Raw genomic sequence first — 25,061 nt, 5'->3', positions numbered from 1 at the left:
TAAATATGATAGCACGCACGTCGAACAAAGTATCCGCGCTGGTTTCAAGTGTGTGCTAGCATTTAGCCATGCACTTTGAGATTAAAGACGTCCCAGCTGCGGAATTTCCCGCAGGCCTGCGGGAAATTCCGCAGCCGCCTACCACCCTCAATTACCGAGGACAACTGCCGGCCGCCGACCTCACTCTCCTCTCCATCGTCGGTTCTCGCAAATACACCACCTACGGCAAACAAGTGCTTAACGAACTAGTCGGCGGCCTGCACAACTACCCTATCGGCATTGTATCTGGCCTGGCGCTTGGCATCGACTCGCTTGCACACGAAGCAGCACTCTCTAATAATATGTATACCCTCGCCATCCCCGGCAGCGGCCTTGGTGATGATGTACTCTATCCGAGTAGCCACAAGCGACTCGCTCACCGTATTTTAGAATCTGGTGGTGGACTATTATCAGAATTTACTCCTGACTTCCGCGCCACCAAATGGTCATTCCCGCAACGCAATCGCCTGGTGGCAGGCATTAGCAAAGCTACTTTGCTCGTAGAGGCAGCAGAAAAATCCGGTACCTTGATTACCGCAAGAATGACCGCCGACTATAATCGTGAACTTTTAGTGGTGCCGGGCAGTATATTTTCCGCCAATAGTGCTGGTGTACACCAATTCCTCAAGCTTGGTGCGACACCCGTTACCTGTGCTGCAGACATTCTCGAAGCACTTAATATTCCGCACGATTCTGATACTCCAACCCAAAACACACTCGACTTGTCCCCAGCCGAAGCGAGAATACTTGACCTTCTCCAAGAACCCGTCCACAGAGACGAACTAATCAGAAAACTAGCCATTCCTACTGCCGAAGCCTCCCAGACACTCATGTTACTCGAACTTCAAGGCTGCATTGTTTCAGAGCAAAATATATATCGACGAACACGCTAGTGTGCTACAAAGAAGTTGACAGAATCTACGCTGACTAGTATTTATTAGCCTCAATAAAACTAATTATTAATCTCACCTAATATATGAGCAAGCAAACCCTCGTAATCGTAGAGTCGCCAGCCAAGGCCAAAACTATCGAGAAATATCTCGGTACTGGCTATAAAGTACTGTCTTCTATTGGCCATGTCCGCGACCTGCCAAAGACCAACAAAGACGCCGTCGACATCGAGGGCGGGTTTGTGCCGCGCTATATTATTTCTCCGGGTAAGGCGAAGGTAATTGAGGGACTGCAAAAGGCTGCAGAAAAGGCCGACGAGGTGCTACTTGCTTCCGACCCCGACCGTGAAGGTGAAGCGATTGCCTGGCATGTGGCCGAGCTACTGAAGCCACACAACAAAAACCTCAAGCGTGTGGCGTTTAATGAAATTACCAAGGACGCCGTCCAGGAAGCGATTGAGCATCCGCGCAAGATTGATGAAAATCTCAAAGAAGCGCAGGAAGCGCGTCGTGTGCTCGACCGCTTGGTGGGCTACGACCTGTCTGGTCTCATCTGGAAAAAAGTGCGCTATGGCCTCTCGGCTGGTCGCGTGCAGTCGCCAGCACTACGTATCGTAATGGAGCGTGAGCGTGAAATCCGCGCTTTTATTCCGGAAGATTATTTTGTGCTGACGGCGAATCTGAAGGACAGTAAAGCGGTTATACCGTTTACTTGTAGCACTGAGCCGACTGACGTAAAAGAAGCGGAGCGTATTAAGACAGTCGGCGAAAAACACGACTGGGTAATTTCTGATATTAAAGAAACTGAGGCGAAGCGTGCGCCGCGCCCACCGTTTACTACCTCGACGCTCCAGCAGACCGCCAGCACTCGCCTAGGCTTCTCACCGTCTCGCACCATGGGCGCGGCGCAAAAACTCTACGAAGCCGGTCACATCACCTACATGCGTACTGACAGCACCACCCTTTCAGCTCAAGCACAGAAGCAAATCATTGCTCTCCTTCATAAAGAGTATGGTGAGTCGTACGTCCAGCCACGCACGTACAAAAGCAAGAGTAAGAACGCACAAGAGGCTCACGAAGCGGTTCGGCCGACTAACTTTGGCAAACACCAGGCCGGCTCTACCGGAGATCAAAAAGCACTCTATGAACTCATCTGGGAGCGGGCGGTCGCATCACAAATGGCCGACGCGACCTTAAAGCGCACCAAGCTCATCACCAATGTCACCGACAGCAAAGAAACTATTCCTGACTTTGCAGTGAATGGTTCCCGCGTCATTTTTGACGGCTGGCTTAAAGCCGACCCACGCGCGCGCGGCGAAGATACCGAAGTGCCAAAGCTCGCCAAAGGCGACATGCTTTCTTGCAAAAGCGTCGATATCGAAGCTAAACAAACCCAACCACCAAACCGCTACACTGAAGCCGGTCTCATTAAAGAACTTGAAAAGCGCGGTATCGGTCGCCCGTCTACCTACGCCTCAATCATGAATACCATTGTGCAGCGTGGTTATGTTGAAAAAGAAGGTCGCACGCTCATTCCGACCGACACTGGCGATGTAGTATCCACCTTCCTCGAAGAACACTTTGCTGACTACATCAGCGATGACTTTACCTCTGAAATGGAAGACGAACTTGATGAGATTGCCACTGGTGACCGCACCTACCTCAAAACCCTCAAGGATTTTTACACACCATTCACCAAGGCTGTAGCCGCTAAAGAAGATATCGAGAAGCTCACCACGCTTGGCCCTGGACCAAAAGAGTTCCCTTGCCCAGACTGTGGCGCCAACATGGTGAAGAAACTTGGCCGCAACGGCACCTTCCTCTCATGTAGTCGCTACCCAGATTGTGAGGGTGCCCGCCTCATCGATGGTTCTGAAGTAAAGGCTGATGAACCAATCGGCAACCATCCAGAAACAGGAGAACCAATCTTCGTACTCAACGGTCGCTTTGGCCCATACGTGCAGCTCGGCTCCACACCAGAGAAAGTAAAGGGCAAGAAAACCCCAACCCCTAAGCGCGCCTCACTGCCAGCTGGCATGAAGCCTGAAGATGTCACACTCAAAGACGCAGTAAAATTCCTCTTACTCCCGCGTGAACTTGGCCTCCATCCAAAGACCGAAGAGCCGATTATTGCCAACACGGGTCAGTACGGGCCGTACATTGGGCACGCTGGTGATTTCCGTTCACTGAAGGGCGAAGACGATCCATACACCATCACTTACGAACGCGCACTCGAAATTCTTGCTGAACCAAAGCAGCTCCGAAAGGGAGAAAAGCTGCTCAAAGAACTGGGTGTGAACCCAAAAACTCGTAAGCTCGTGAACGTGTTTGAATCAAAATCAGGACGCTATCTGAAAAAAGGCTTTAAGCGCATCGGCATTCCAGACAATATCAAGACTGAAGATATTACGCTTGAAGTGGCGATGGAGCTACTAAAGCAGTAAACTCAAAAACGGCCCGAACCTTGTAGGTTCGGGCCGTTTTATACCCCCTCCTCCTTGTCTTTTTCCCCTTCTGTCTCTAGAATGAAAAGATGCACTCAGCAGATGAAATTATTGCCCAACTCAATCACCCGAGCGACACTGATCGTGAACTAGTTCGTAAAGCCTACAGCTTTGCTGCGGAAGCTCACAAGGACCATAAACGTTATTCTGGCGATCCCTACATGATTCACACAGCTGCTGTCGGATACAAGCTCGCCGCTATGGGCATGGGGCCGCGCACCATTTGCGCAGGACTGCTTCATGATACCATCGAGGACACCGAGGTAACCGACGATGATTTAAAACGTGAATTTGGTGATGAAGTACTTTTTCTCGTCGAAGGCGTTACGAAACTCAGCTCAGTGCGCTACTACGGCACCGACCGTCACAACGAAAGTTTACGGAAGTTGTTTGTTGCTACCAGCCAAGATATTCGCGTGCTTATCATTAAGCTCGTGGACCGTCTCCACAACATGGAGACACTACACCACGTGCCAGCCGAAAAACAGCAGCGCATTGCCAGAGAAACGCTAGAAATTTACGTTCCAGTGGCGCACCGGCTCGGAATGGGTAAGTTGCGTAAAGAGCTCGAAGACTTAGCTTTCCCGTACGTTTATCCAGAAGACGCCAAACGTGTTACCGAACTACTTATCAAGCGTTTTGGCAACGCCAAAGAAGTGCTCGAACGCGAACGAAAAATTCTGCAAAAACGCCTGGCTGACCGTAATCTACTCAATTTTCAAACTTCCTATCGTGTTAAAGGTCTTTACAGTCTGTACCACAAACTCAAACGTAAGGAGTGGAATATTGATGATGTGTACGACTTGATGGCCATGCGCGTTGTAGTCACAACCGTCGAAGACTGCTACCGAGCGCTCGGCATTATCCATGATCTCTGGCGACCACTACCACAGCGAGTAAAAGACTACATTGCGTTTCCAAAACCAAACGGCTATCAGTCAATCCACACCACCGTCACTACTCCAAATGGAGTTATCATGGAGATTCAGATTCGCACCAAGCAAATGCACCAAGAAGCTGAATTTGGTGTCGCTTCGCATGTGTTTTATAAGCAGCCAGCTGTCAGTGATCCACTCCCTCCTAAAAAACCCTCGATGTTCTCAACCCTAATCCCAAGCCTCTTTAAACCATTTTCAAAACGAGACATCGAAACTGAAGAAGCGGAGACCGTGAAAGCCATATCAGAAGAAACCTCCCACCAGCACAAAATCCCCCGCTGGATTTCACAGATTGGCCAAACCTACAACCCAGACACCAAAAATCCAACCAGCGAGTTTGTGGCAGATGCCCAGTCTGACTTCTTCTCAAATCGTATTTTTGTCTTTACTCCAACTGGCGATGTGGTCGACCTCCCTGTCGGCGCCACTCCGATTGACTTCGCCTATGCTATTCACTCAGAAGTAGGAGATCACACCTCTGGCGCAAAGGTAAACCGAAAGCTCGTTTCGCTTGAAACAGTGCTCAAAAATGGCGACATTGTGGAAATTGAAACCCGTAAATCAGCAAAACCGAGCCCAAAATGGCTCGACTTTGCAAAAACTTCTTTGGCACGGCGGCGTATACGAAACGCAGTCGAACACGAACTTTAAACACCAAAGTTTCGAATTGAGTACAAATCACTATCGTCAGCAACTGGTTCCGGTGTGTGTTGCACGTCAGAAAGACTGGTCTCTTTTGGCTCTGGTGTTTGTTCGTCGGCACTCATCAGAGGTGTTGGTGGCTCTACCACTGAATGTGCTGTTGTTGTTGCATATTGGTCTTGCTCGACCGGTAAAACTGGCTCAGCCGACTTATATTCGGACATAGTCTGAGTCTGAACTGGCGTCAGAGGAGTCGAGTCATTTTCTGGCGATGGCATAATCGGCTGCCAGACCTTTTCAGCTGAGTCTTCTCGTATGTGTGATGAGAGAATATGTTCGGCAGTAGCCTGGTGTACAGCAGACTCTGTCGGCGTCTCCGTTGCCACGACAGATTCCCTGGCGGACATTTCAAGCGGTGTCGCTGCAGCAAGTGCAGCAACTGCCGTCGCGCCCCCTGACTGCTCCGCCACCTCATCTTTGATGCGCTTCAAAATACTCTCCAAATCATCTTCAGAAAAATAATCGATGGTTAGCTTGCCGCCAAAATCAGTCTTTTGAATCTGGACGCGTGTACCCAAAGTTTCAGTAAAGCGCTTTTCAAAATCAATTAGATTTGCATCAAACTCACCTGGGTTCTTTTTGCGCACCTTATCGGTCGCAATCTTGCGTACAATACGCTCTACTTCACGCACCGAAAGCTTCTTGAGAAGAATTTCCCGAAAGACGACCTCCTGTTCTTCAGGACGATCGGTAAGCATAAGGAGTGTGCGAGCATGCCCCTCCATCATTTCACCGGTTTTAAGCGCCTGCAGCATATGTTCTGGAAGACCAAGGAGACGGATAGAGTTGGAGACATATTCACGACTACGGCCCATTTTCTGTGCCACCTGTGCGTGAGAGAGACCAAACATGTCAGCCAGTTGCTTAAAGGCAATGGCACGGTCTACGGCATTTAAGTCTTCACGCTGGAGGTTTTCGATGATCGCAAGCTCAAGCTTTTCTTGTTCATTTTGCTCACCTTCACGAATAATCACCGGCACTTGTGCAACGCCAGCCAGTTTACTCGCACGCAAACGACGCTCACCAGCGATGAGCTCATACTCTGAGTAAAACGTACCATCTTCGCGCTGAATCTCTTTCCGTGTCACTGTGAGCGGCTGCAACACACCGTACATGCGAATAGAATCAGACAGCTCTTGCAGCTTTGCCTGATCAAATTCGCGTCGGGGTTGAAACGGATTCGGAACTACCTTTTCTACTTCTACCCAATAAATTGAATCACCTTGAAATGCCATAGGAAAAAACTATCGTTCAAATACCTCCGAGCGTCCAACACTCGATATAAGAGTATTCTAACACAGGTGAGTTATGCACAGCGAAATAGGCGCAGCTCATCTCAAATAGTTCTCATTTCCGCCATAATCTGCTACACTCATCCTCACATCACACCTGCCTCGGTGGTGGAATTGGTATACACGTACGACTCAAAATCGTATGCCGCAAGGCTTGAGGGTTCGACTCCCTCCCGAGGCACAGATAAAAGAGCGCCGGCTTCGCCGGCGCTCTTTTACTTCTCCATCCCTTAAATCTTCCCTACCATATCTACGCCTGGTGTAAGCGTTTCATCACCTTCGTTCCAACTCGCTGGACATACATTGCTTGGATGCTCACCTACGTACTTTGCTGCCTTAAACTTACGAAGTGTTTCCTTTGCACTGCGCCCAATTGCATCATCAGTAATCTCCACCCCCTTAATCACACCGTCCGGAGAAATAATGAACGTCCCCCGACGTGCCACTCCTTCTTCAGCGTCCAACACACCAAACAAATCTGAAAGTAAGTGACTCGGATCAGCTGCCATCGGGAAATTGATAGTCTTTATGGCCGGTGACACGTCATGCCAGGCTTTGTGCACCTCTGGAGTATCGGTAGAAACAGATACAATCTCTGCCCCTTCCTTGGTAAATTCTTCGTAGAGTGAAGCCATTTCTCCAAGCTCAGTCGGACAGACAAACGTAAAGTCCTTAGGATAAAACATCAAAATTACCCATTTGCCTCGAAGCGACTCAAAACTAAGCTCGCCAATATCATCATTGTGGTAGATTGGAAACGCCAGTTCTTCCGGCACTTCATCACCAATGGTAAACAGGTCAACTGATTCGTAGATTACTTCTTCCATAGCGAAATTTTAGAACATTAACGGCCGCATCATACCACAAACTGCCACTTTTCTGATACACTCCCCGTATGACAAAGCCCAAAGTAATCGCTGTCGTTGGCCCAACCGCCTCCGGCAAAACATCACTTTCTATCGAACTTGCCAAAAAGTATAACGGCGAGGTGATTTCGGCTGATTCACGCCAAGTATACAGAGGAATGGACCTAGGCACAGGGAAAGTCACTACAGACGAAATGGACGGGGTGCCACATCATCTCTTGGATATCTGTGACCCCATGGATGTGTACACCGGGGCGGATTTTGCGCGTGACGGTGCGGCCGCGCTTCAGGATATCCTGAAGCGCGGCCGCACCCCGATTGTCGCCGGCGGCTCCTTTTTCTATCTCGATCTCTTACGAGGCAAAAGCACCTCAGCACCAGTCGAGCCAGACGAGACTTTTCGAGAGTCTCTTGGAAACCTCTCGAACGCCACCTTGATGGAAATGCTACTTGAGAAAGACTCTGTGAGAGCTGCTACTATCGACACACACAACCGCCGTCGCCTCATTCGCGCACTTGAAATCATTCACACTCTCGGGAATGTTCCTCTGCCAACTGAAACGGAGTCCCCATATGAGTGGCTAATACTCGGTATTGATATCGAAAAAGAAATCTTACACGATACTATTTACAGGCGCCTCATCAGTCGCCTTAAGAGTGGCATGATTGTTGAGGCAAGAAATCTGCATGGAGCTGGAGTCAACTACCAGCGCATGGAAGATATAGGCCTTGAATATCGCTACTTAGCGAGACATCTCCAAGGCGAACTGAGCGAATCAGAAATGACTGAAGTTCTGAACACCAAGATTCGACAATTTGCCAAGCGTCAACTGACATGGCTGAAGCGAGATGAAGAAATTGAGTGGTTTGCGCCGCAAAATCGCGAAGCGATTTTGCGGCGCGTAAGCGACTTCCTCGCCGAATAAACAAGTTGCGCTTACGCGCCACATCGGCTAGTATTGGTGCACTCAATTTGAGTGCCACTTGGGTCTATAGTTTAGTGGTAAAACAGCGGTCTCCAAAACCGCCGTCCTCCGTTCGAGTCGGAGTGGACCCGCAAAATTCACCTTACACTAGATATCAAAAGCGGCCCTTCGGGCCGCTTTTTCTTAGCTTCCACAAGTATCAAGACTGATGTGTGTATGATTTCCTTCAGGATTAAGCTTACCACCACACACGCCTTGTTTAGCCTTTATCAGCTTGTAGAGTTCATTTTCGGCGTTACCTTTAGCATTAAAGTCAACCGCCTGTGCACCTTTACCACTTCCTCGACCATAGTGACATGAGCCGCGACTGTGACTACATGGTCCACAGACTGGATTACCGTTAGTGTTGGCACAAATAGGATGTGACTGGTCATATGTGAATATTTTAGAAGTATCAACCAAGGCAGCAATCCCCGGGTCCGCTAGGTAGCAATTAATCATGGTCCTCAGTGCTGGATTATCCTCCACCCCTTGTGGTGACCCATTAAACTTCGCAATTAAGGAAGCGGGGTTACTACAGTCAGCTACCGGATCACCATTTGCATCCTCTGGCATTTTGATTTCCTCGCTTGGCACATCTTCAGTAGCTGTTTGCTGGGTGCACTCAATGGTATACCAGAAATTCCCATTAATCTTACCTTCAGTACCTGAAAGCAATGCTCGCATAAGCGTATCGACCAAAAGCCACGCTGCGAGCACAAGCACGATACCGATAATAGCGTTACTAATACGACTCTTGGCTGCTTCCTTAGCAGCCTGATTTCCTCCAGACGTTACTAAGCCAAAACCACCCGCAGCGACCATAATGGCAAAAATCACAAAGAGCACCCCAATGAGCCACTTCACGATGTTGTTTGCCATCGCCACCACATCACAAGAGCCACATGTTGCGCCAGCACAGTTTGGTGCCAATCCTGCGCCAACAGATGCATCAGGAGATACAAACAGCAGCACAATAAGCGCGATAACAGGAAGAAATCTCATAATTCTCAAATAAAATTACCAAATATATATTTAGTATAGCACCTAGTCATACAGATCATTGTCTCATCCACAACCCACACCACCGAGTGACTAAAGCTTTGAAAAACGAAATAAATATGCTATTTTGTTGCAACTCAAGCACAATCCTTGAGACAATCACGTATCTGCGTCGGTGGCGGAGCGGTCAATCGCGACGGACTGTAAATCCGTTGACATATGTCTACGCTGGTTCGAATCCAGCCCGGCGCACACACGAAAAGTCCCCATTCAGGGGACTTTTAGCTAAATCTGGAGATAGAACAATAGTTTATTGACATCGTGGTTAGACTTAGTTATAAGTGCCAGCAGAGGCAGCTCTTTCCAAACTTTTTTCATGAGGACAAATCATGAGCTCAACCCCCACACAGCTTGAGCGGTTGTCTAAAAAATACGTCGACTTCAAGGACTTCAGTAATGAAATTGCAACCGATGGCCTTATAGCGGTAAAAAGCAGTACGAGCAAATGGGGCCTGTTTGATCTGCATCAAGGCAAGCTTGTTGCTAAACTGCTCTACACCAGCATTCGTCCCACCCGAAAGAAAAGTCGACTGTATCTCGAGCTACAATGCGGTGAATTCCGCGGTCTGTTTCACATACCAAGTAAACAAGTGATACTAGGCGCCGCTCGGTACTACTCCATTCTCGAAATATCAGAAGAACTCTTCCATCTTGTAGACCAACATAAGCGTTGCTTCATTTTTCGAGTAAGTGACCACGCTGTTATCGGCGATGATGGCTATGCGTCAATCGAATGGGCCGAAGACCATATTGCAGTCTACAAAAACGGCAAGCAAGGTTGGCTCGACAGGCAAACCGCCGAGGAAATCGTACCACTTCGCTACGTTTCCATTATTCCACTGGCAGGTGGCTGGTTTACTGTCTTGTCGGAATTTGGTAAACCAGGGCGTCTCTTTCATCCACAACAAGGAGAGATCTCCTAACCAAAACCATTTATCAAAAACCGCCCTGACAGGCGGTTTTTCTCTATGCGGTTACGGCTTCTTTTTTTCTCACTTCCGTTTTTGTTTTTGCAGTCTTTTTCGCAGCAACCTTACGACGGCCAGTTTTCTTTACATCAAAGACTAATTCACCCTTCTTCATGCAGACATTTACCGTTCCACCTTGGAGCATTCCCTCGCCCACCATCATATTGGCGACAGGCGTAAGAATCTTGCTCTGAATGAGACGACGCAGTGGACGTGCACCAAACTTTGGATCGTAACCTTCCTTAGCGAGATATTCGAGCACCTCATCGGTCACGCTAAGTTTAATTTCTTTCTTATGAAGTCGGTCAGTCACTTCTTCCATCTGGAGTTTTACAATCTCAGCGATCACCTCAGGCGTGAGTAGCTCGAAGACAATGATTTCATCAAGACGATTGAGGAATTCTGGACGGAAGTACTGCTTGAGACTTTCCATCACCTTATCCTTCGCCTGCACAAACTGGGCTGATTCACCATGATCATCGGCAAAACCAAAGGTGGACATACGGTCAATATGCTCAGCGCCGATATTAGACGTCATGATAATGACCGTATTCTTGAAGTTTACCTTGCGACCCTTGGCGTCGGTGAGATGTCCTGAGTCGAGTACCTGAAGCAAAATATTAAACACTTCAGGATGCGCCTTTTCTACCTCATCGAGCAAAATCACGGCGTACGGACGACGACGAATCTTTTCGGTGAGTCCACCACCTTCATCATGTCCCACATAGCCCGGCGGCGAACCAATCAGCTTAGACACCGAGTGCTTCTCCATAAATTCAGACATGTCGATGCGAAGGAGTGCATCAGGATCATCAAACATAAATTCTGCAAGGGCGCGCGAGAGCTCGGTCTTACCAACACCAGTTGGTCCAAGAAAGAGGAATGAGCCGATTGGCCGATTTGGGTCTGAGATACCGGCTCGAGCGCGCTTAATTGCGTCTGACACGAGCTTTACAGCATGGTTTTGTCCCACCACCTTTTCGTGTAGCACTTCTTCCATACGCGCTAACTTCTCTACTTCAGCTTCAAGCATGCGCGAGACCGGAATACCTGTCCAACGTGACACCACCGCCGCAATATCTTCTTCAGTCACTTCTTCCTTAAGTAGGCGTCGGCTGCGCTGCAGCTTCTTGAGTCGCTTTAGTTTTGTATCGAGTTCTTTCTGAACCGCTGGGATCGTGTCGTAGCGAATCTCTGCTGCGCGAATGAGGTCAGCAGTGGCCTCGGCATTGTCAGCTTCGACACGAAGCTCTTCTAGTTCCTTCTTCAGCTTACTGATTTCACCAAGCGCCTCTTTTTCATTATTCCATTTTGTCTCGAGGTTTGAGGTCGTTTCTTTATACTCGCCAATTTCGTGCTCAATTTCTTTGATACGAGCTTTGATTTTCTTTTTGTTAGCCGCAATCTCCACTTCTTTACGAAGTGCCTCACGTTCAATCTCTAGACGACGAATTTTTCGATCTGTCTCCACGAGTTCGTCTGGCTTGTTTTCAAGTGAAATACGGAGTGCTGATGCAGCTTCGTCGACCAAGTCCACTGCCTTATCAGGCAAGAAACGATCAGTAATATAGCGAGACGAAAGATTAACAGCTGCGAGAATCGCATCATCGGTAATACGTACGCCGTGGAAAAGCTCATACTTCTCTGCCAAGCCGCGCAAAATCGCTACCGCATCTTCTTGATTTGGCTCATTTACATACACCGGCTGGAAGCGACGCGTGAGCGCTGGGTCGCGCTCAATATGCTTTTGATATTCCTTCAAAGTTGTCGCTCCAATAATACGAATCTCACCACGCGCCAAAGCGGGCTTCAGCATATTAGACGCGTCCATCGAGCCGTCAGCTTGCCCCGCCCCGACAATCGTATGGAGTTCATCAATAAAGAGAATGATGCGTCCAGCCGCCGCTTCCACCTCTTTCATCACCGCCTTGAGACGCTCTTCAAACTCACCACGGAACTTAGTCCCTGCGACCAACAGCCCGAGATCCAGCATAAGGATTTCCTTTTCTTTGACTGACTCTGGCACCTGCCCGAGCACAATCTGCTGCGCCAATCCTTCTGCAATCGCTGTCTTTCCAACTCCCGCTTCTCCGATGAGAACTGGGTTATTCTTTGTGCGACGAGACAAAATCTGAATCACGCGCTGAATCTCCACATCGCGCCCAATCACTGGGTCGACTTTGTTCTCTTGCGCCATCTTAGTGAGATTGCGCGTGTATTTGGCGAGCGTACGATACTTCTTTGGCTGCTGTGCATCCTGCACATCACTTTCACGCAGCTCTTTAATCGCTTCCATCACACGCAGTTTATCAATACCAACCCGCTGCATGATTTCAATCGCTGGACCAGGATGTTCTAGTGTGGCAACGAAAAGATGCTCCACACCTACATACGAATCGCCAAGCTGTTCGGCAAAGGTACCAGAAAACTCCAGCGCTTTAGCTAGCTCTGGCGTGAGATACAACTGATACGACTGTGAGATGGTGGTTTGTGCCTCCGGCATCTCAAGTGCTTCAAGGAGCAAGTCTGTATAGGCAATAATATCGATATCAAGTCGGTCAAGAATCGCAATCACTGCGCTCTCATCTTGCATCGCGAGTGCAGTCATAAGGTGCACTGGACTGACATGGTTTTGTCCGCGCTCGATAGCAAGCTCGTGCGCTTTGCGAATCGCTTCTTTGGCTTTGGTTGTAAAATTGTGAAAATTCGGCATAAAATCTATGTTTTCATTATACGACACTGGCAGTCATTCGGGCGGCTAGGCTATCCAGAACAGCATCTTACATTCAGTAATACGTACCAGGTCTTCGTATATTGCAACGGAATTAGCTTGAGGTCAAATCACTCATTAGCGCCACATGCTCCTTGAGGGCAGCCGCTAGTTTTTGCAGGTCTTCGACGGTTGTAGAGGGGCCGATGGTGAAGCGGAGGGTGGAAGAGGCGCGGGCGGCATCGTCTGAAATGGTTCGCACCACCACGCTCTCGCCGCCGCCCGCGCCAGCACACGCCGACTTAGTACTAACCGCAAAGCCGCGTGCATCAAGCCAGACCGCTGCATACTCAGTATCAAGCCCCGGAATAGAAATATTTATATTGTTTGCCAGTCGCTCCTCACCCGTTGGACCATTCAAAATCGCCTGTGGTACGGCAGCCATAATTGCCGCAATTCCAGTATCGCGGATTGTGCGCGCTCGCTCCGCTCGCGCACGCCAATCCTCTTGCGCCACCTCAATCGCTACCGCCGCCCCTGCCGCCGACGCAACATTTTCAGTCCCCGGACGTAGCCCCGCTTCCTGACCACCACCAAACTGATACGGCGCAAGCTCGATACCTCGCGCCCGCACCAAGACACCCGCCCCTTTCGGCCCGCAGCACTTGGCTGTATCAAGCACCAACAAGTCTGCACTTGTCGTATCAAACTGACATGACAGCCAAAGCGGCGCCTGCGCTGCGTCCACGTGCAGCCTAATTTCTGTCTTAAAGGCAGCCGCTGCCTCTTTTATATGCTTCTTTATATGATGCAGCGGCTGTATCACCCCAATCTCGCTATTAGCGTACGCGAGCGACACCAACACCGTCTTTTCGGTAAGCAGTTTTTTAAACTCTGCCACCTTCACTTTTCCTGTTTCGTCTACTGGTGCCTGCTTAATCACTACCCCACGACGCTCGAGCGCGCGCATGGTTTCAGTAATTGAAGGATGCTCAATCGCGGTCGTAATAATCTCCATATCAGAAAACTCACGACAATTTGCCCGCAAGCGCATAATCGTCCCCATAATTGCAAGATTATTTCCTTCTGTTCCACCACCAGTAAAGGTCACAAACTCTGGCCGGACCTGCAGCGCCCGAGCCACTTTCTCGCGCGCCTCCTCAAGCGCGCGCTTTGCCACCTGACCTTCTTTATGAATCGCGCTCGCATTACCAAACACGTCGCCAAGGTACGGCTCCATCGCCGCTTTTGCCTCCGGCAAAAGCGGCGTCGCTGCCGCCCAGTCGAGATACACCCGCTCGCTCTGCTCTTTTTTACTACCCCACCATTTCATGACATTTAGAGTGACACAAATTTATTTTTTAGTAAAGATGAAACTTGCAAAATTTTATTGATTTTTCTGGATAAAATCGCACATATCTGCTATACTCCACCCCAATTATTTACCAGAAGACACCCCATGGGTGTTTTAACGCGTGCGGCGCAAAAGTATACATATGGCTAAAAAATCTAAGCAGGCAGCTTCAAATATTATCAAGCGACCACCAGTAGTGGTGGTAATGGGTCACATTGACCACGGCAAGTCTACCCTTCTCGATACAATTCGTAAGAGCAACATCGTCGACGGCGAAGCTGGTGGTATCACTCAGCATCTCTCAGCGTATGTTGTACCGCACAAAACAAAAGAAGGCGCTGAAGAACACATCACCTTCCTCGACACCCCAGGACATGCCGCGTTCCAGAAGATGCGCCTACGCGGTGCTGATGTTGCTGACGTCGCTATTCTTATGGTGTCTGCCGAAGATGGCGTGAAGCCGCAAACGCTCGAAGCACTTGAGTCTATCAAGGCTGCTGACATCCCGTATGTAGTAGCCATCAACAAAATCGACAAGCCAGGTGCCGACATCCCGCGCACGCAAGCCACCCTCATTGAGAACGAAATCTACATCGAAGGAATGGGAGGCGATATTCCGTGGGCACCAATTTCTGCTAAAGCTGGCACTGGTATTGACGACCTCCTCGACCTCGTCGTACTCGCGGCAGACCTCGCCGAACTCTCTGGCGACACCAGCGCACCAGCAACCGGGAAAATCATCGAAGGCAAGATGGATCCAAAGCGCGGCAATACTGCTACACTCATCGTAGAGAACGGCACGCTTAAGAGCGGTCAGTTCGTCGTGTCGGGCAAAAGCTTCTCACCAGTACGAATCATGGAAGATTTCCAAGGCAAACCAGTAAAAGAAGCCGGGCTGTCTGCACCAGTGCGGATTGTGGGATTCACTGAAATTCCTGAAGTTGGCAGTACCTTTGTGACGGTTGCAAGCAAAAAGGAAGCTGAAGCGATGGTAGCAGCTGAAAATAGTGAAACTGCGCCAACTATTCCGGTAAAGCGCAGTAAGCTTCCCGTTGTACCAATTCTCATCAAGGCCGACGTACTCGGCACTCTCGACGCGATTGAGCACGAACTCGAGAAGTTTGAGTCAGATCGTATTGTCGTAAAGATTATCGACAAGGGTGTTGGAGATATTAGTGTAAACGATGTACAGAATGTAAGCGCTACTGACGACGCTATTATCGTTGGCTTCAATGTAAAAGTAGACCGCGCTGCCAAAGACCTTGCCGAACGTCTCGATGTTGAGATCGACACCTTCGATATTATCTATGAACTCTCTGAGTGGCTTGAAACCGCACTTAAGAACCGCACGCCAAAGCAAGAGGAACAGATTGAGACTGGTCTCGTAAAAATCCTCAAGCACTTTAGCGTACAAAAAATGACCCACGTACTCGGCGGCCGTGTCGACGAAGGGGTTATCAAGATGAACCAGCGAGTAAAGATTATGCGTCGCGATATCGAGATCGGGAAAGGTACCATCAAAAACCTCCAGCAGCAGAAATCTGACGTTCAGCAAGTGACTGAGGGTGAATTTGGTATGCAGCTTGAAACCAAGGCAGAAATTGCTCCAGGCGACTACCTCAAGCCATTTGATACGGTAATTAGCTAGTATGCAGGACCGAAAGATTAGAGTGACCGAACTCCTTCAGGAACTTGCCGCTACTTTTGTGCGCCAAGAAGCCAACACCGACCCACTCATCACGATTACGAGTGTTGATGTGTCACCAGACCTGCGCCGCGCGATTATTTTTTTCACCACCATTCCTGACGGCCGCGAATCCGATGCGCAGATTTTCCTCAAACGAAACGGCACCAACTTACGTAATTTTCTTAAGCAGAAATCGAAGTTGCGTCACATCCCCCACCTCGAATTCATGATTGATGCTGGTGAAAAACACCGTCAATACATGGACGAGCTTGTACGAGAAATTGAAGACGCGAAGAAGAAAGGAGACGAGACAGCAGCATAAAAAAGGCGCCCGCTTCGCGGGCGCCTTTTTTATTTATTCCTAATGACTCACCATCGGCTCCATTTTCCCTGCCTCATCAATCCATTTTTGAACTGTCTCAGCTGATGGAACACGCTGCGTAAGATTCTTCTTCTCATTTACTTCAGCCATCGCTGCAGCTAGATTCTCTGCGTTTCGGTTCTTCAGCTCCTTCACCGTGTCTACACCAGCCTCTTCAAGCAAATCAGCAAACTCCTCACCGACACCATTGATGCGCATCAAGTCTGAAAGATTTACCCATTCCAGGAGATGCTTTTCAGAAATACCTGTTTCTGTCGATACTCCTTCACGACCCTTCTTGTCTCCACAGCGTCGGAGTAGGTCTTCAGTAGTCTGAATATCAACCTCTCGTAATTTTGATCCGTATTCTGGACCAATACCTTCAACCTCTTCAATTTTATATGACATAACGTCTACAATTATGACGATTAAGGACTTTCAGTATACCAAACTGTCCTAATTTGCACCTTTTGGCAAACTTTGACACGGCACGCCGTCTTTGTTTCCATCGAGACGATTTACATCACCCGCAACCCCGCCAGCATTATCAAAGAAGATCTGTGCTTCTGCCTGTGTAGCAAAATCATCACAATTGTATTCGTCAGTTCGCTTTGCTCCAGGAGTACCTTCTGCCACCTCATTACCCTCCTTATCACGCAGAATTGAAGTAAGGAAACCACCCTCAGCTGATGCTTCTAGATTGCCAGACTCATCTCGCTCAATCATAGAGTCTGATACTGAACGAGTTTCCACGAGAGTGCCCATGTCAACATCAGTATTTGTAACTTCAAGACCAAGTGCAGCGAATAGTAATATCGCTACACCAATCATCCAGATTCTTGCCTTTTCAAAAAGCAAAGCGATAATTCCAACAATCACCAATAATCCTACAATAATTGCGAGGCGGACCTTTTTATTATGTCGCCAATTAACTGTTTCTTTCATTACAAAATTATACCAGAATTTATTAAGTAGCAGCTTTTGTCAGAGCCAGATAATAATGCTACAGTACACCGTACATTTTCATAAGTCCTGGTGGCGAAGTGGTAACGCTGCGGTCTGCAAAACCGCCATGCGCGGGTTCGATTCCCGCCCAGGACTCACGTACATCGCGTGCGATGTAGTGTGCCCGGGTGGTGAAATCGGTAGACACGAGGGACTTAAAATCCCTTGCCTATTCAAACGGCGTGCGGGTTCAATTCCCGCCCCGGGCACTAGAAGCAAAAGCCGGCAAGCTATCGCTTGCCGGCTTTTGCTTCCCGCTGTACCACCAGATACGTTCCAACCCAAGACCCAATAGCAATTGGAATAATATACAAAAAATTCTCCACATAACTAAGCACCCCAACTGCTAAGAGGATATGCAGTATCGCACTAGTGTGCGCAGATACCGCCGCGTTATGTCGAGCAACCGCGAGCGTATAGTACGCATACAACCCATCCACTACCACATACCCAAAAATCAAACCTGTAAAAACTGGCCACTGCAACTCATGGTATTTTTCTAAAATAATTTCCCACATACTGTATACTTGAATGATAACAAAAGCTGTTGCAGAAATCACAATAATGCGCTACACTCTGCGCACCAATATTTGGTATCCGCCCATAGCTCAGCTGGTAGAGCAGACGGCTCTTAACCGTAAGGTCCTAGGTTCGAGTCCTAGTGGGCGGACAACACAGAAAAAACGGCAGATTTTCCTCTGGAAAATCTGCCGTTTTTTCTACATCACCCACCGCTTCCACCCCTCGCATTCTTCCCTATTCTCTGCTATACTCGCCACGCACACGCGCAGGTGGCGAAATTGGTATACGCGCTAGTTTTAGGCACTAGTGGAGCAATCCGTGGAGGTTCAAGTCCTCTCCTGCGCACAAAGATAAAGCCGCGATTCTCTTCGAGAATCGCGGCTTTACTCACCCTCCTCATTTTTCACTACGCCAACGTGTCTTCGTAAACGGCTTACGCTTACGCACGTACGTGTTGTACCAGCGCGCCAGTGTCTTCTTCGTCTTAGCTGGCAGTTTATCTACCGCCTGGCAAGTGCGACTACAGTAGCCACCTCGCTTCGTCACGCACTCATCACAACCGATATACAGCGAGTGGCAAATCTGATTCTTGCAGTGGTAGTGCGTATCGCTCTTGGTCTTTCGGCAGATATGACAAGTCGAGATAACATCATCGCTGATGCGTTCACCAAGACGCTCATCAAACACAAAGTTCTTACCCATGAACTTATTCTCAATCCCCTCTTCCTCCACCTGACGCTTGTAGTCAATAATACCGCCTTTGAGATGCTTTACATCCTTGAAGCCGTTATGCTTCAGCCATGCACTCGCCTTCTCACAACGAATCCCGCCAGTACAATAAATAGCAATCTTCTTATTCTGATGAATCCGCAGTAGCTCAGGCGTACGCTTCAGTTCATCACGAAACGTCACAAAATCATCGGGTGTAATCGCATTTTTGAAATGCCCCACTTCAGCCTCGTAGTTATTACGCATATCAAACACAACCGCATCTGGATCGTCGATGTATTCATTCATTTGCGCAGCAGTGAGATACTCGCCGGTATTAGTCACGTCAAATGACGCGTCATCGAGCCCATCAGCCACAATCTTTTCACGCACTTTTACCGTCAGCTTAAAGAATGATGGCGCTTCGCCCTCTTCAACAGCGATTTTGTATGGAATACCCGCAAGCTCCGGCTGCGCCTGCACCCAGGTATCAAACGCTTCCCAATTTTCCTTTGGTACATTCATCTGAGCATTAATTCCTTCGGTCGCAACATAAATGCGCCCCATACAGCCCAGTTCGCCCCACTTCGCCAGCAAACGCGCGCGAAACTCCTTCGGGTCGGCCACCTTTACATACCGATAAAACGACACAGTGGTACGCTCGCGCGTATCAAGCGCAGCATCTTTGCGCTTTTGCTCACGACTTCGCAAATCCCGTCCTGTAGACTTTTTCATGGCGCAAATCATACCACACGAAGCTAACCAAGGCCATATTTAATCTAGTCTCACTCCAAATTCACTACTTTTAAGCAAATAGCTTAAAAGTAGCCTTATTTATAGCCCTGTACCAATACACTATAACTTGACTTTTTAATTTATTTATGATATTATACTAGCAGATTCAGCTGGGGCTTTCCCAGCCAAAATTGTTCGCAGCAAACACGCTGCTTTGAAAATTGAAGGAGAAACATCATGAACGTCATCTTTGGCGGATTCATAATCGTCATGTCTCTGCTCGGTGTTGTAGCTGCGCTGACTAGCGAAATCTGGCTCACCATCTGGCTGTCTGTAGTAGCAGCAATCTCGGGAGTTGCACTGGCCATCTTGGTTTTTGCCCTCCTTTCACCTTTCATGAAAGACAAGCTGCTGCACGATCCTAATCAGCCCAATAAGATCTCAATGTTCATCGAGGTTGGCACCGGTCGTAAAGTTGCTATCGACTATTCCGGCCGGTTCTTCTACGCTATCGACGGCGAAGCAAGCGGGCCGGTGCATTCTGACGCTCTTTTCGGTCTGTGGATGTTGTACAAACAATACGTCTGGAACATTGCGAAAGTGCACGTTTACGTGCCGTATTTCACTGAGCCGAAGACGTATGATTTGCCACGATACAAAGTGAAAGAAGAGGGCGGAAAACGAGTCTACCGAGTCATCAAAGAAGATGAACCGGGGTACTACTCCAACCACGTACGCGTTGCGCCATTTACCTGGTACTTCGAGTACGCCGGAGCAGAGATTCAAACCGTCCCCTTCACCGTTGAAGGCTCGGCCCAGGTCATGATTGACCCGGACAAGATTGAAGAGGCACTGTATCTCACGGAGTCTTGGAACGTCTTGCTCGACCAGGCGCTCAAGTCGGTAGCACGAAATGTCGTCCGCAGTAAAGTAACGCTCGACGATGTCATCGGCAATATCGACAAGCAAATCTGGGCCAAGCAAAAAGCAAACGATACCAAGGAGGCAATCACCAGCCTGGTGGCAACTCTCATTCAAAAGGGTGTTAAAGATTACGTCTTTGACACCATCGACAACTGCAGCTACTCGGGCAAGAAACTGGCCGACCTCGGCATCATCATTCTCAAGATCGACATTACAGATTTCGAGGATGAATTGCCGCCTGAGCAACGTAGCAAATTGCATGCTCCGGCAATCGGACGTCAAGAAGGTCGTGCCCGCGCCTTGAGCGATCAAGGCGTAGCAGCTGGCCAAGAAAGTATGGCCAAAGTTCTCATGAACCTTGACCCAACTCTGCAAAAAGCGATTCTTGAAAATCGAGCGCTGGTCGATGCGGTAGCAAAAGGAGGCGATGTCAGCACTCTCATTACCGCACTCATAACTAGTCTCAGAAAATAGGAGTAACACATCATGAGTACAGGCTGGATCGTGTTTCTGGTGTTCTGCGGAGCACTCATCATGGCCGGAACATTCATCAATCGTTTGTTCCGCACCCAAGGTACGAAACCCGGTCCAACCTTGACCGGGAATCTGAGAAGCAATATCAACAGCTCCATCGGTTCACTGATGAAGCTGAAGTGGCTGAAAATCTTGCTTGCCGTTGCTGCCTTCTTGGCAGTATATGCAAACTGGACCAACATCCTTAACGAAGTCGGCACCTGGTTCGCCAGCACACCCACCGGCACTGCACTTCACTTCAGCCCCGCTGAGGTAGAGCCCAACCGCTGGTGGATTGACTTAGTCGCCGTCGGCATCGGCCTTTTCATCCTCTGGATGGTGTGGCCGAAAAAACCGAAAGGACCGAAGAAATGGCGGAACGATAGTCTGGTAGATATTTTGCTGGGCAACATCGGACTTCTGCTCATCATTCTGTTCGGAGGCGCAGCAGTGTTCATGGTCGTTGGAACTCTCGGCGGTGTAACCTTGGCAATGACCGATGCGGACGAGAAAATTGTTCGCGCGGTCGAGGTAGCCTTTGGCGACAAGCCAGCCGGCTGTGGCAAAGAAGGCGGCATCATTGACGTCTTCCCGGAAGGACAAAACATCGTGGTCTGTAACGACACGAAAGAGTTCTTCTTAGCACCGGTCCCGGGCCACAGACTGGTCTACGATTTTGCTCCTGAATTTAAGGAGCAGCACAAACATCGTAGCCTCAAGGTAGAGGATTATGCCATAATCGAAAAGCCGTTCACTTATTCCGGCAGCATCCAAGGTGTGTACCGTTTGGCACTGCGTCTGTCGGTACAGTACGAGTACACGAGTGGCTGGGGTAAAACCCCGGACATCACAAAGGTAACTATCTTTGTGAAAGCGGTACCGGCGACGTAGCCTCTCCTTCACGTTCTTTTAAAAAGGCCCGAGCGCAAGCGCTCGGGCCTTCTTTTATACACCACTACGTAGGCACCACAAATGGATTATTGGCGCAGTTTGCTGGATCATTAGCGCAATCGAGCTCATTACTCAATCCGACAGTTGTGGTAGCAAGCTCCAAGATAGCAAATGCAGATAACATCACTACCAAGCCAATAATTCCCCAAGTGATGTGCTTCACCCCTTGCTCCCGGGCTGCGTCATTATTTGCGTTCATGAAGTACTGAGCAGTTCCCCACAAAAATACAAAGAACGCCACGGCACTGAGAAGTGCAATGGTTGGGAACAAAATTACTGAGTTGAGCTTGTCAACAAACGCTTGTGCCTCAGTCGTCCCCGGCGGCGGCGCTGCGAATGTTACTGCCGGCAAAACAAAAAGCAAAAATAAGTAGAGATGCGTACGCAAGAACTGTTTCATTCTAAAATGATACCACATGGAAGGTTCTCAACTTTATACTACTCTACCCTATACACTTTTACTTGCGGGTACTTTTCGTCTTGGTAAACCAATTCTAGATTAAGTCGTTCTTCGTAATAGTTGAGCACAGAATCAGTAGCGTCAGTACCGTCGAGCAAAAAGTGGGTAATATTAAATCGCTCTACTACTTCTGGCATACACGCATCACCGTCAAAATGTACACCGTCTGTTCTGACTGCTCTCAGAAAAGCGTTGACACAAAAACCTACCTGCTCATCGAAAAAATACGTCATTCGCGGATCCATGCCCTGTGCATATAGGTGGTCAGGAGTTTGGAATGACCCTTGCGCATAAGACGCAAAATCATTACCTAAAATAACTCCGCGACCCTCTTCTCCTGCCAAGAAATTATTCGCACCTAATAACCGATCCATCGGGTAAAGATTTGCTCTTGTTTTGCCATAGGTAAATACAGAAACAATGAGGAGGCAAATACACACCACAAACAATCCTCTTAGTAAAGATGAACGATACCACACCACAGACACCCGAACTGCTTGTCTGTAAAACGATGAGAACTCGCTCTTATCCTCGATAATTTTTTCATGCAGCAACTTTAGTACCGGCAAAAGGAAACCGAAAAAGAAAGCAACAAAACCTACCGATAAAAACGGTGAGCTGTATTCTGCTGTTCTCAATACAAAAAAAGATGCGAGTCCGAGTGCTAACGCCACTACTGAAAAACCCGCCTCAATAGTAAACAATGACCGATGTTGTCTTGATAAAACTTGAAATTCCTTTCTACCCGATACCAAACGGTGCCATACTATGCCCGTAAATACGGTAGTAAGAATAACCAACGGAGCACTAAATGTTAACGATTTATTGTACATCATTTCACCCGGTATACCCAACACTGATAATTCAGAATCAATAAACCAAGAAAAGCTCTGCAGTATGGCAAACGCATGGAAAAACACTCCATTTAGCAAATACCCCCACGACGCCGGATGTAGTAACACCCCAATCACAAAACCGAATACCGTATACCAAAACGGCTTCATCGCCTCCACCAAACCTGTTTTTGACCGATCCACAAGCAACCAACCAACCAGCGTGACCGTCGCTGGCAAAAATATAAAGAGTGACATCGAATAGCAGAGAACCGACAAAACTGCCATCAGAGACAACCACCAATACTGCCGCTTAAGCAAAAAATACATCCCCATGACCACAAACATGATCATGAGCACGTGTGGTCGCTCCATAAAAGTTGCGCGATACAAAAACAGGAGCGACGTTAAAAAAAACAAAACTGGAAGGACAACCTTCGCAACTGTTGCGGCAGAGATGATCGTTTGCGCGTCCGGAATGCTGTGCACACGTAACAGACGCTTGTATAGAGGCTGCATATGTCTGTAGTACTCAACTGCCAACAGCGTAATACTCACAATAAGTAGCGAACTCAAAAAAATATGCAGCAGGATTGTCCTGGTGACTATTGCTTTAATATCACCTTGCTCAAGACCGGTATAGCTCAGAGCCAAAAGCTGGTGATAGCCCCACCACGGATCTGAAGGGTATTCATTTAGATACGTCAGCTGCGGATAGTTAAACGGGGTGTGAAACTTATACGCCATCGAATGGCCAGTATGATAATATGAATCTCGAGTGCCGCTAAAATTAGCGAATGGATATTTTGCACACAATAAAAATACGAAGACAATCATAAAAACTACTCCGTACACACCATATTTTTTAAGCCACATAGTAACATAGTAACATAGTAAAGACAGAACATTATGCGAGCGTTGTATCAATTTATCTGTACCCGCTATGTAAGCAAGCAATTTGCTGCGTACTTTTTCGTGGCTGGCATGGCGGCAGTGATTGACCTGTCTACTGTATACGCCCTATTGGAGACAGTGCCTTGGCACTACACTTTTGCAGTTTCAGGAGGGTTTGTAACCGGCACTATCACCAATTTTTTACTATCAAACCTCCTTATCTTCTCGCGCAAAAGTTCTTTTGGCGCTACATTTGTAAAACACTTTGCCTCAAGTGCGGTCGGCTTTTTAGCAAACCTCGGCACAGTCGTAATCTGTGTTGAACTGTTTCTTTTTCCCGTCATGATGAGCAAAATCATCGCACTTGGTTTTAGTTTTATGATTAACTTTTTACTCATTAAATTTTATGCCTTTGGGGACATGAAAGTATAGTTTATAGTAAAATGTATCAATAGTACTGAACCAAATGAAACTCTCAATTATCATTCCCGCCTATAATGAAGAAGGTACAATCGAACAAATGCTGGACGCATTATGTGCTGTTGATTTTGGCAGTATCAAAAAAGAAATTATTGTGGTTGACGACGGATCAACAGACGCCACCATTGCGCTCCTTAAAAAATCTAGCCACCCTATCACCCTCATTGAACACAAAAGAAATCGAGGGAAAAGCGGTGCCATCCGGACCGGCCTGGCAGCAGCTTCTGGTGAGTATGTAGTTATCCAAGACGCCGATTTAGAATATGATTCACGTGACATTGCTGCGCTTCTAAAATATGCGGTAGAGCATGATTTACCAGCTGTGTACGGATCACGTCGATTGGGAGCAAAAAGCAACCTACATATCGAAAAAAGAACTATTTTTTACTATGGAGGCATATCACTTTCTTTGCTCACCAATATTCTATATGGGAGCCAGATTACCGACGAACCAACTTGCTACAAGCTGATACGACGTGATATTTTGCAAACATTAAAACTCAAAGAAGAACGTTTCAGCTTTTGCCCAGAAGTAACCGCAAAGCTGCTACGCAACGGTTACAACATTACTGAACTTCCTATCTCATACACCCCTCGCAGTCCCGAAGAGGGAAAAAAAATTATCTTCAAGGATGCGCTCGAGGCCGGTCTGGTGCTCTTAAAGTACCGTGTCTTACCCAAGAAGTTTTGGTAAGACC

General features: G+C 48.2%; 22 protein-coding genes and 7 tRNA genes. 18 read left to right on the top strand and 11 right to left on the bottom strand.

Translation table 11 applies throughout. The annotated features are described in order from the left end of the window. Nucleotides 1-68 precede the first annotated feature (68 nt). The 3 genes from dprA (at nucleotide 69) to H6780_03560 (ending at nucleotide 5,022) form a co-directional block, all read left to right on the top strand. Nucleotides 69-932, top strand: coding sequence for a DNA-protecting protein DprA (dprA, locus tag H6780_03570; protein ID USN88539.1), 864 nt, complete (start codon nucleotides 69-71; stop codon nucleotides 930-932). An 83-nt stretch (nucleotides 933-1,015) separates the two neighbouring features. Then, on the top strand, nucleotides 1,016-3,373 hold the full coding sequence (gene topA / locus H6780_03565; protein USN88538.1) for a type I DNA topoisomerase: 2,358 nt from the start codon (nucleotides 1,016-1,018) through the stop codon (nucleotides 3,371-3,373). Nucleotides 3,374-3,462: 89 nt separating this feature from the next. Further along, nucleotides 3,463-5,022: a bifunctional (p)ppGpp synthetase/guanosine-3',5'-bis(diphosphate) 3'-pyrophosphohydrolase gene (locus tag H6780_03560; GenBank protein USN88537.1), complete on the top strand. Its 1,560-nt coding sequence runs from the start codon at nucleotides 3,463-3,465 to the stop codon at nucleotides 5,020-5,022. On the opposite strand, the gene H6780_03555 is transcribed toward H6780_03560, so the two are convergent. Further along, complete coding sequence (locus tag H6780_03555) at nucleotides 5,019-6,308, bottom strand: ParB/RepB/Spo0J family partition protein (GenBank protein ID USN88536.1); 1,290 nt, start codon at nucleotides 6,306-6,308, stop codon at nucleotides 5,019-5,021. The two genes, H6780_03560 and H6780_03555, sit on opposite strands and share 4 nt — an antisense overlap. 156 nt (nucleotides 6,309-6,464) lie before the next feature. Between H6780_03555 and H6780_03550 the strand changes: the two genes are divergently transcribed. Further along, nucleotides 6,465-6,546, top strand: a tRNA-Leu gene (locus tag H6780_03550). A 49-nt stretch (nucleotides 6,547-6,595) separates the two neighbouring features. On the opposite strand, the gene H6780_03545 is transcribed toward H6780_03550, so the two are convergent. After that, nucleotides 6,596-7,192 (bottom strand): redoxin domain-containing protein, encoded by a 597-nt coding sequence (locus tag H6780_03545; GenBank protein USN88535.1) that lies wholly within the window; start codon nucleotides 7,190-7,192, stop codon nucleotides 6,596-6,598. A 68-nt stretch (nucleotides 7,193-7,260) separates the two neighbouring features. On the opposite strand from H6780_03545, the gene miaA reads away from it, so the two are divergent. Further along, entirely contained in the window at nucleotides 7,261-8,157 is an 897-nt protein-coding gene (gene miaA / locus H6780_03540; protein ID USN88534.1) for a tRNA (adenosine(37)-N6)-dimethylallyltransferase MiaA, read from the top strand. A 60-nt stretch (nucleotides 8,158-8,217) separates the two neighbouring features. After that, nucleotides 8,218-8,288, top strand: a tRNA-Trp gene (locus H6780_03535). A 52-nt stretch (nucleotides 8,289-8,340) separates the two neighbouring features. Here the strand turns inward: H6780_03535 and H6780_03530 are convergent. After that, complete coding sequence (locus tag H6780_03530) at nucleotides 8,341-9,201, bottom strand: TrbC/VirB2 family protein (protein ID USN88533.1); 861 nt, start codon at nucleotides 9,199-9,201, stop codon at nucleotides 8,341-8,343. Nucleotides 9,202-9,367: 166 nt separating this feature from the next. Between H6780_03530 and H6780_03525 the strand changes: the two genes are divergently transcribed. Then, nucleotides 9,368-9,450: transfer RNA gene (locus H6780_03525), tRNA-Tyr, on the top strand. A gap of 137 nt (nucleotides 9,451-9,587) precedes the next feature. Beyond that, nucleotides 9,588-10,181 carry a hypothetical protein gene (locus tag H6780_03520; GenBank protein USN88532.1) on the top strand — a complete coding sequence of 198 codons (594 nt, stop codon included), beginning with the start codon at nucleotides 9,588-9,590 and terminating at the stop codon, nucleotides 10,179-10,181. Nucleotides 10,182-10,224: 43 nt separating this feature from the next. Here the strand turns inward: H6780_03520 and H6780_03515 are convergent, their stop codons facing one another. Together H6780_03515 and H6780_03510 are read right to left on the bottom strand one after the other, a co-directional pair. Next, a complete protein-coding gene (locus tag H6780_03515) occupies nucleotides 10,225-12,939 on the bottom strand; it encodes an AAA family ATPase (GenBank protein USN88531.1) in 2,715 nt (904 codons plus the stop codon). Between the two features lie 112 nt (nucleotides 12,940-13,051). Further along, nucleotides 13,052-14,269 carry a cysteine desulfurase gene (locus H6780_03510; GenBank protein ID USN88530.1) on the bottom strand — a complete coding sequence of 406 codons (1,218 nt, stop codon included), beginning with the start codon at nucleotides 14,267-14,269 and terminating at the stop codon, nucleotides 13,052-13,054. A 163-nt stretch (nucleotides 14,270-14,432) separates the two neighbouring features. On the opposite strand from H6780_03510, the gene infB reads away from it, so the two are divergent. Next, entirely contained in the window at nucleotides 14,433-15,938 is a 1,506-nt protein-coding gene (gene infB / locus H6780_03505) for a translation initiation factor IF-2 (protein USN88529.1), read from the top strand. Between the two features lies 1 nt (nucleotide 15,939). Then, on the top strand, nucleotides 15,940-16,299 hold the full coding sequence (locus H6780_03500; GenBank protein ID USN88528.1) for a ribosome-binding factor A: 360 nt from the start codon (nucleotides 15,940-15,942) through the stop codon (nucleotides 16,297-16,299). 39 nt (nucleotides 16,300-16,338) lie between these two features. On the opposite strand, the gene H6780_03495 is transcribed toward H6780_03500, so the two are convergent. Together H6780_03495 and H6780_03490 are read right to left on the bottom strand one after the other, a co-directional pair. Next, complete coding sequence (locus tag H6780_03495) at nucleotides 16,339-16,746, bottom strand: DUF4332 domain-containing protein (protein USN88527.1); 408 nt, start codon at nucleotides 16,744-16,746, stop codon at nucleotides 16,339-16,341. Between the two features lie 48 nt (nucleotides 16,747-16,794). After that, complete coding sequence (locus H6780_03490) at nucleotides 16,795-17,064, bottom strand: excalibur calcium-binding domain-containing protein (protein ID USN89259.1); 270 nt, start codon at nucleotides 17,062-17,064, stop codon at nucleotides 16,795-16,797. A 303-nt stretch (nucleotides 17,065-17,367) separates the two neighbouring features. On the opposite strand from H6780_03490, the gene H6780_03485 reads away from it, so the two are divergent. After that, a tRNA-Cys gene (locus H6780_03485) sits at nucleotides 17,368-17,439 on the top strand. 26 nt (nucleotides 17,440-17,465) lie between these two features. Further along, nucleotides 17,466-17,552 (top strand) — tRNA-Leu (locus H6780_03480). 21 nt (nucleotides 17,553-17,573) lie between these two features. Here H6780_03480 and H6780_03475 read toward each other — a convergent pair. Beyond that, nucleotides 17,574-17,861, bottom strand: a complete 288-nt coding sequence (locus H6780_03475) for a hypothetical protein (GenBank protein USN88526.1) — start codon at nucleotides 17,859-17,861, stop codon at nucleotides 17,574-17,576. 79 nt (nucleotides 17,862-17,940) lie between these two features. Between H6780_03475 and H6780_03470 the strand changes: the two genes are divergently transcribed. Then, a tRNA-Lys gene (locus H6780_03470) sits at nucleotides 17,941-18,013 on the top strand. A 115-nt stretch (nucleotides 18,014-18,128) separates the two neighbouring features. Continuing rightward, nucleotides 18,129-18,210 (top strand) — tRNA-Leu (locus H6780_03465). 51 nt (nucleotides 18,211-18,261) lie between these two features. On the opposite strand, the gene H6780_03460 is transcribed toward H6780_03465, so the two are convergent. Then, complete coding sequence (locus H6780_03460) at nucleotides 18,262-19,308, bottom strand: rhodanese-related sulfurtransferase (protein ID USN88525.1); 1,047 nt, start codon at nucleotides 19,306-19,308, stop codon at nucleotides 18,262-18,264. Nucleotides 19,309-19,545: 237 nt separating this feature from the next. Between H6780_03460 and H6780_03455 the strand changes: the two genes are divergently transcribed. Both H6780_03455 and H6780_03450 read left to right on the top strand, forming a co-directional pair. Beyond that, nucleotides 19,546-20,706 (top strand): hypothetical protein, encoded by a 1,161-nt coding sequence (locus H6780_03455; GenBank protein ID USN88524.1) that lies wholly within the window; start codon nucleotides 19,546-19,548, stop codon nucleotides 20,704-20,706. A gap of 12 nt (nucleotides 20,707-20,718) precedes the next feature. Continuing rightward, nucleotides 20,719-21,636 carry a hypothetical protein gene (locus H6780_03450; protein USN88523.1) on the top strand — a complete coding sequence of 306 codons (918 nt, stop codon included), beginning with the start codon at nucleotides 20,719-20,721 and terminating at the stop codon, nucleotides 21,634-21,636. 64 nt (nucleotides 21,637-21,700) lie between these two features. Here H6780_03450 and H6780_03445 read toward each other — a convergent pair whose 3' ends face one another. Continuing rightward, complete coding sequence (locus H6780_03445; protein USN88522.1) at nucleotides 21,701-22,096, bottom strand: hypothetical protein; 396 nt, start codon at nucleotides 22,094-22,096, stop codon at nucleotides 21,701-21,703. A 38-nt stretch (nucleotides 22,097-22,134) separates the two neighbouring features. Further along, nucleotides 22,135-23,865 (bottom strand): hypothetical protein, encoded by a 1,731-nt coding sequence (locus tag H6780_03440; GenBank protein ID USN88521.1) that lies wholly within the window; start codon nucleotides 23,863-23,865, stop codon nucleotides 22,135-22,137. A 33-nt stretch (nucleotides 23,866-23,898) separates the two neighbouring features. On the opposite strand from H6780_03440, the gene H6780_03435 reads away from it, so the two are divergent. Both H6780_03435 and H6780_03430 read left to right on the top strand, forming a co-directional pair. Then, nucleotides 23,899-24,315: a GtrA family protein gene (locus H6780_03435; GenBank protein USN88520.1), complete on the top strand. Its 417-nt coding sequence runs from the start codon at nucleotides 23,899-23,901 to the stop codon at nucleotides 24,313-24,315. A 34-nt stretch (nucleotides 24,316-24,349) separates the two neighbouring features. Continuing rightward, on the top strand, nucleotides 24,350-25,057 hold the full coding sequence (locus H6780_03430; GenBank protein USN88519.1) for a glycosyltransferase family 2 protein: 708 nt from the start codon (nucleotides 24,350-24,352) through the stop codon (nucleotides 25,055-25,057). The last annotated feature ends 4 nt before the right edge of the window (nucleotides 25,058-25,061 follow it).

Source organism: Candidatus Nomurabacteria bacterium (assembly GCA_023898565.1).
Classification (GTDB): domain Bacteria; phylum Patescibacteriota; class Minisyncoccia; order Phycocordibacterales; family UBA918; genus OLB19.
The sequence above is the reverse complement of the archived record's forward strand: the minus strand, read 5'-3'. Positions and strand labels throughout refer to the sequence as shown.

Bases quoted from the DNA above. Each gene is read 5' to 3' on its own strand.
- H6780_03520 (USN88532.1), top strand. From the start codon at position 9,588: ATGAGCTCAACCCCCACACAGCTTGAGCGGTTGTCTAAAAAATACGTC.
- H6780_03530 (USN88533.1), bottom strand. From the start codon at position 9,201: ATGAGATTTCTTCCTGTTATCGCGCTTATTGTGCTGCTGTTTGTATCT.
- H6780_03560 (USN88537.1), top strand. From the start codon at position 3,463: ATGCACTCAGCAGATGAAATTATTGCCCAACTCAATCACCCGAGCGAC.
- infB (USN88529.1), top strand. From the start codon at position 14,433: ATGGCTAAAAAATCTAAGCAGGCAGCTTCAAATATTATCAAGCGACCA.
- dprA (USN88539.1), top strand. From the start codon at position 69: ATGCACTTTGAGATTAAAGACGTCCCAGCTGCGGAATTTCCCGCAGGC.
- H6780_03500 (USN88528.1), top strand. From the start codon at position 15,940: ATGCAGGACCGAAAGATTAGAGTGACCGAACTCCTTCAGGAACTTGCC.
- H6780_03475 (USN88526.1), bottom strand. From the start codon at position 17,861: ATGTGGGAAATTATTTTAGAAAAATACCATGAGTTGCAGTGGCCAGTT.
- H6780_03460 (USN88525.1), bottom strand. From the start codon at position 19,308: ATGAAAAAGTCTACAGGACGGGATTTGCGAAGTCGTGAGCAAAAGCGC.
- H6780_03490 (USN89259.1), bottom strand. From the start codon at position 17,064: ATGATTGAGCGAGATGAGTCTGGCAATCTAGAAGCATCAGCTGAGGGT.
- topA (USN88538.1), top strand. From the start codon at position 1,016: ATGAGCAAGCAAACCCTCGTAATCGTAGAGTCGCCAGCCAAGGCCAAA.
- H6780_03450 (USN88523.1), top strand. From the start codon at position 20,719: ATGAGTACAGGCTGGATCGTGTTTCTGGTGTTCTGCGGAGCACTCATC.
- H6780_03440 (USN88521.1), bottom strand. From the start codon at position 23,865: ATGTGGCTTAAAAAATATGGTGTGTACGGAGTAGTTTTTATGATTGTC.
- H6780_03555 (USN88536.1), bottom strand. From the start codon at position 6,308: ATGGCATTTCAAGGTGATTCAATTTATTGGGTAGAAGTAGAAAAGGTA.
- H6780_03435 (USN88520.1), top strand. From the start codon at position 23,899: ATGCGAGCGTTGTATCAATTTATCTGTACCCGCTATGTAAGCAAGCAA.
- H6780_03495 (USN88527.1), bottom strand. From the start codon at position 16,746: ATGTCATATAAAATTGAAGAGGTTGAAGGTATTGGTCCAGAATACGGA.
- miaA (USN88534.1), top strand. From the start codon at position 7,261: ATGACAAAGCCCAAAGTAATCGCTGTCGTTGGCCCAACCGCCTCCGGC.
- H6780_03510 (USN88530.1), bottom strand. From the start codon at position 14,269: ATGAAATGGTGGGGTAGTAAAAAAGAGCAGAGCGAGCGGGTGTATCTC.
- H6780_03545 (USN88535.1), bottom strand. From the start codon at position 7,192: ATGGAAGAAGTAATCTACGAATCAGTTGACCTGTTTACCATTGGTGAT.
- H6780_03445 (USN88522.1), bottom strand. From the start codon at position 22,096: ATGAAACAGTTCTTGCGTACGCATCTCTACTTATTTTTGCTTTTTGTT.
- H6780_03455 (USN88524.1), top strand. From the start codon at position 19,546: ATGAACGTCATCTTTGGCGGATTCATAATCGTCATGTCTCTGCTCGGT.
- H6780_03430 (USN88519.1), top strand. From the start codon at position 24,350: ATGAAACTCTCAATTATCATTCCCGCCTATAATGAAGAAGGTACAATC.
- H6780_03515 (USN88531.1), bottom strand. From the start codon at position 12,939: ATGCCGAATTTTCACAATTTTACAACCAAAGCCAAAGAAGCGATTCGC.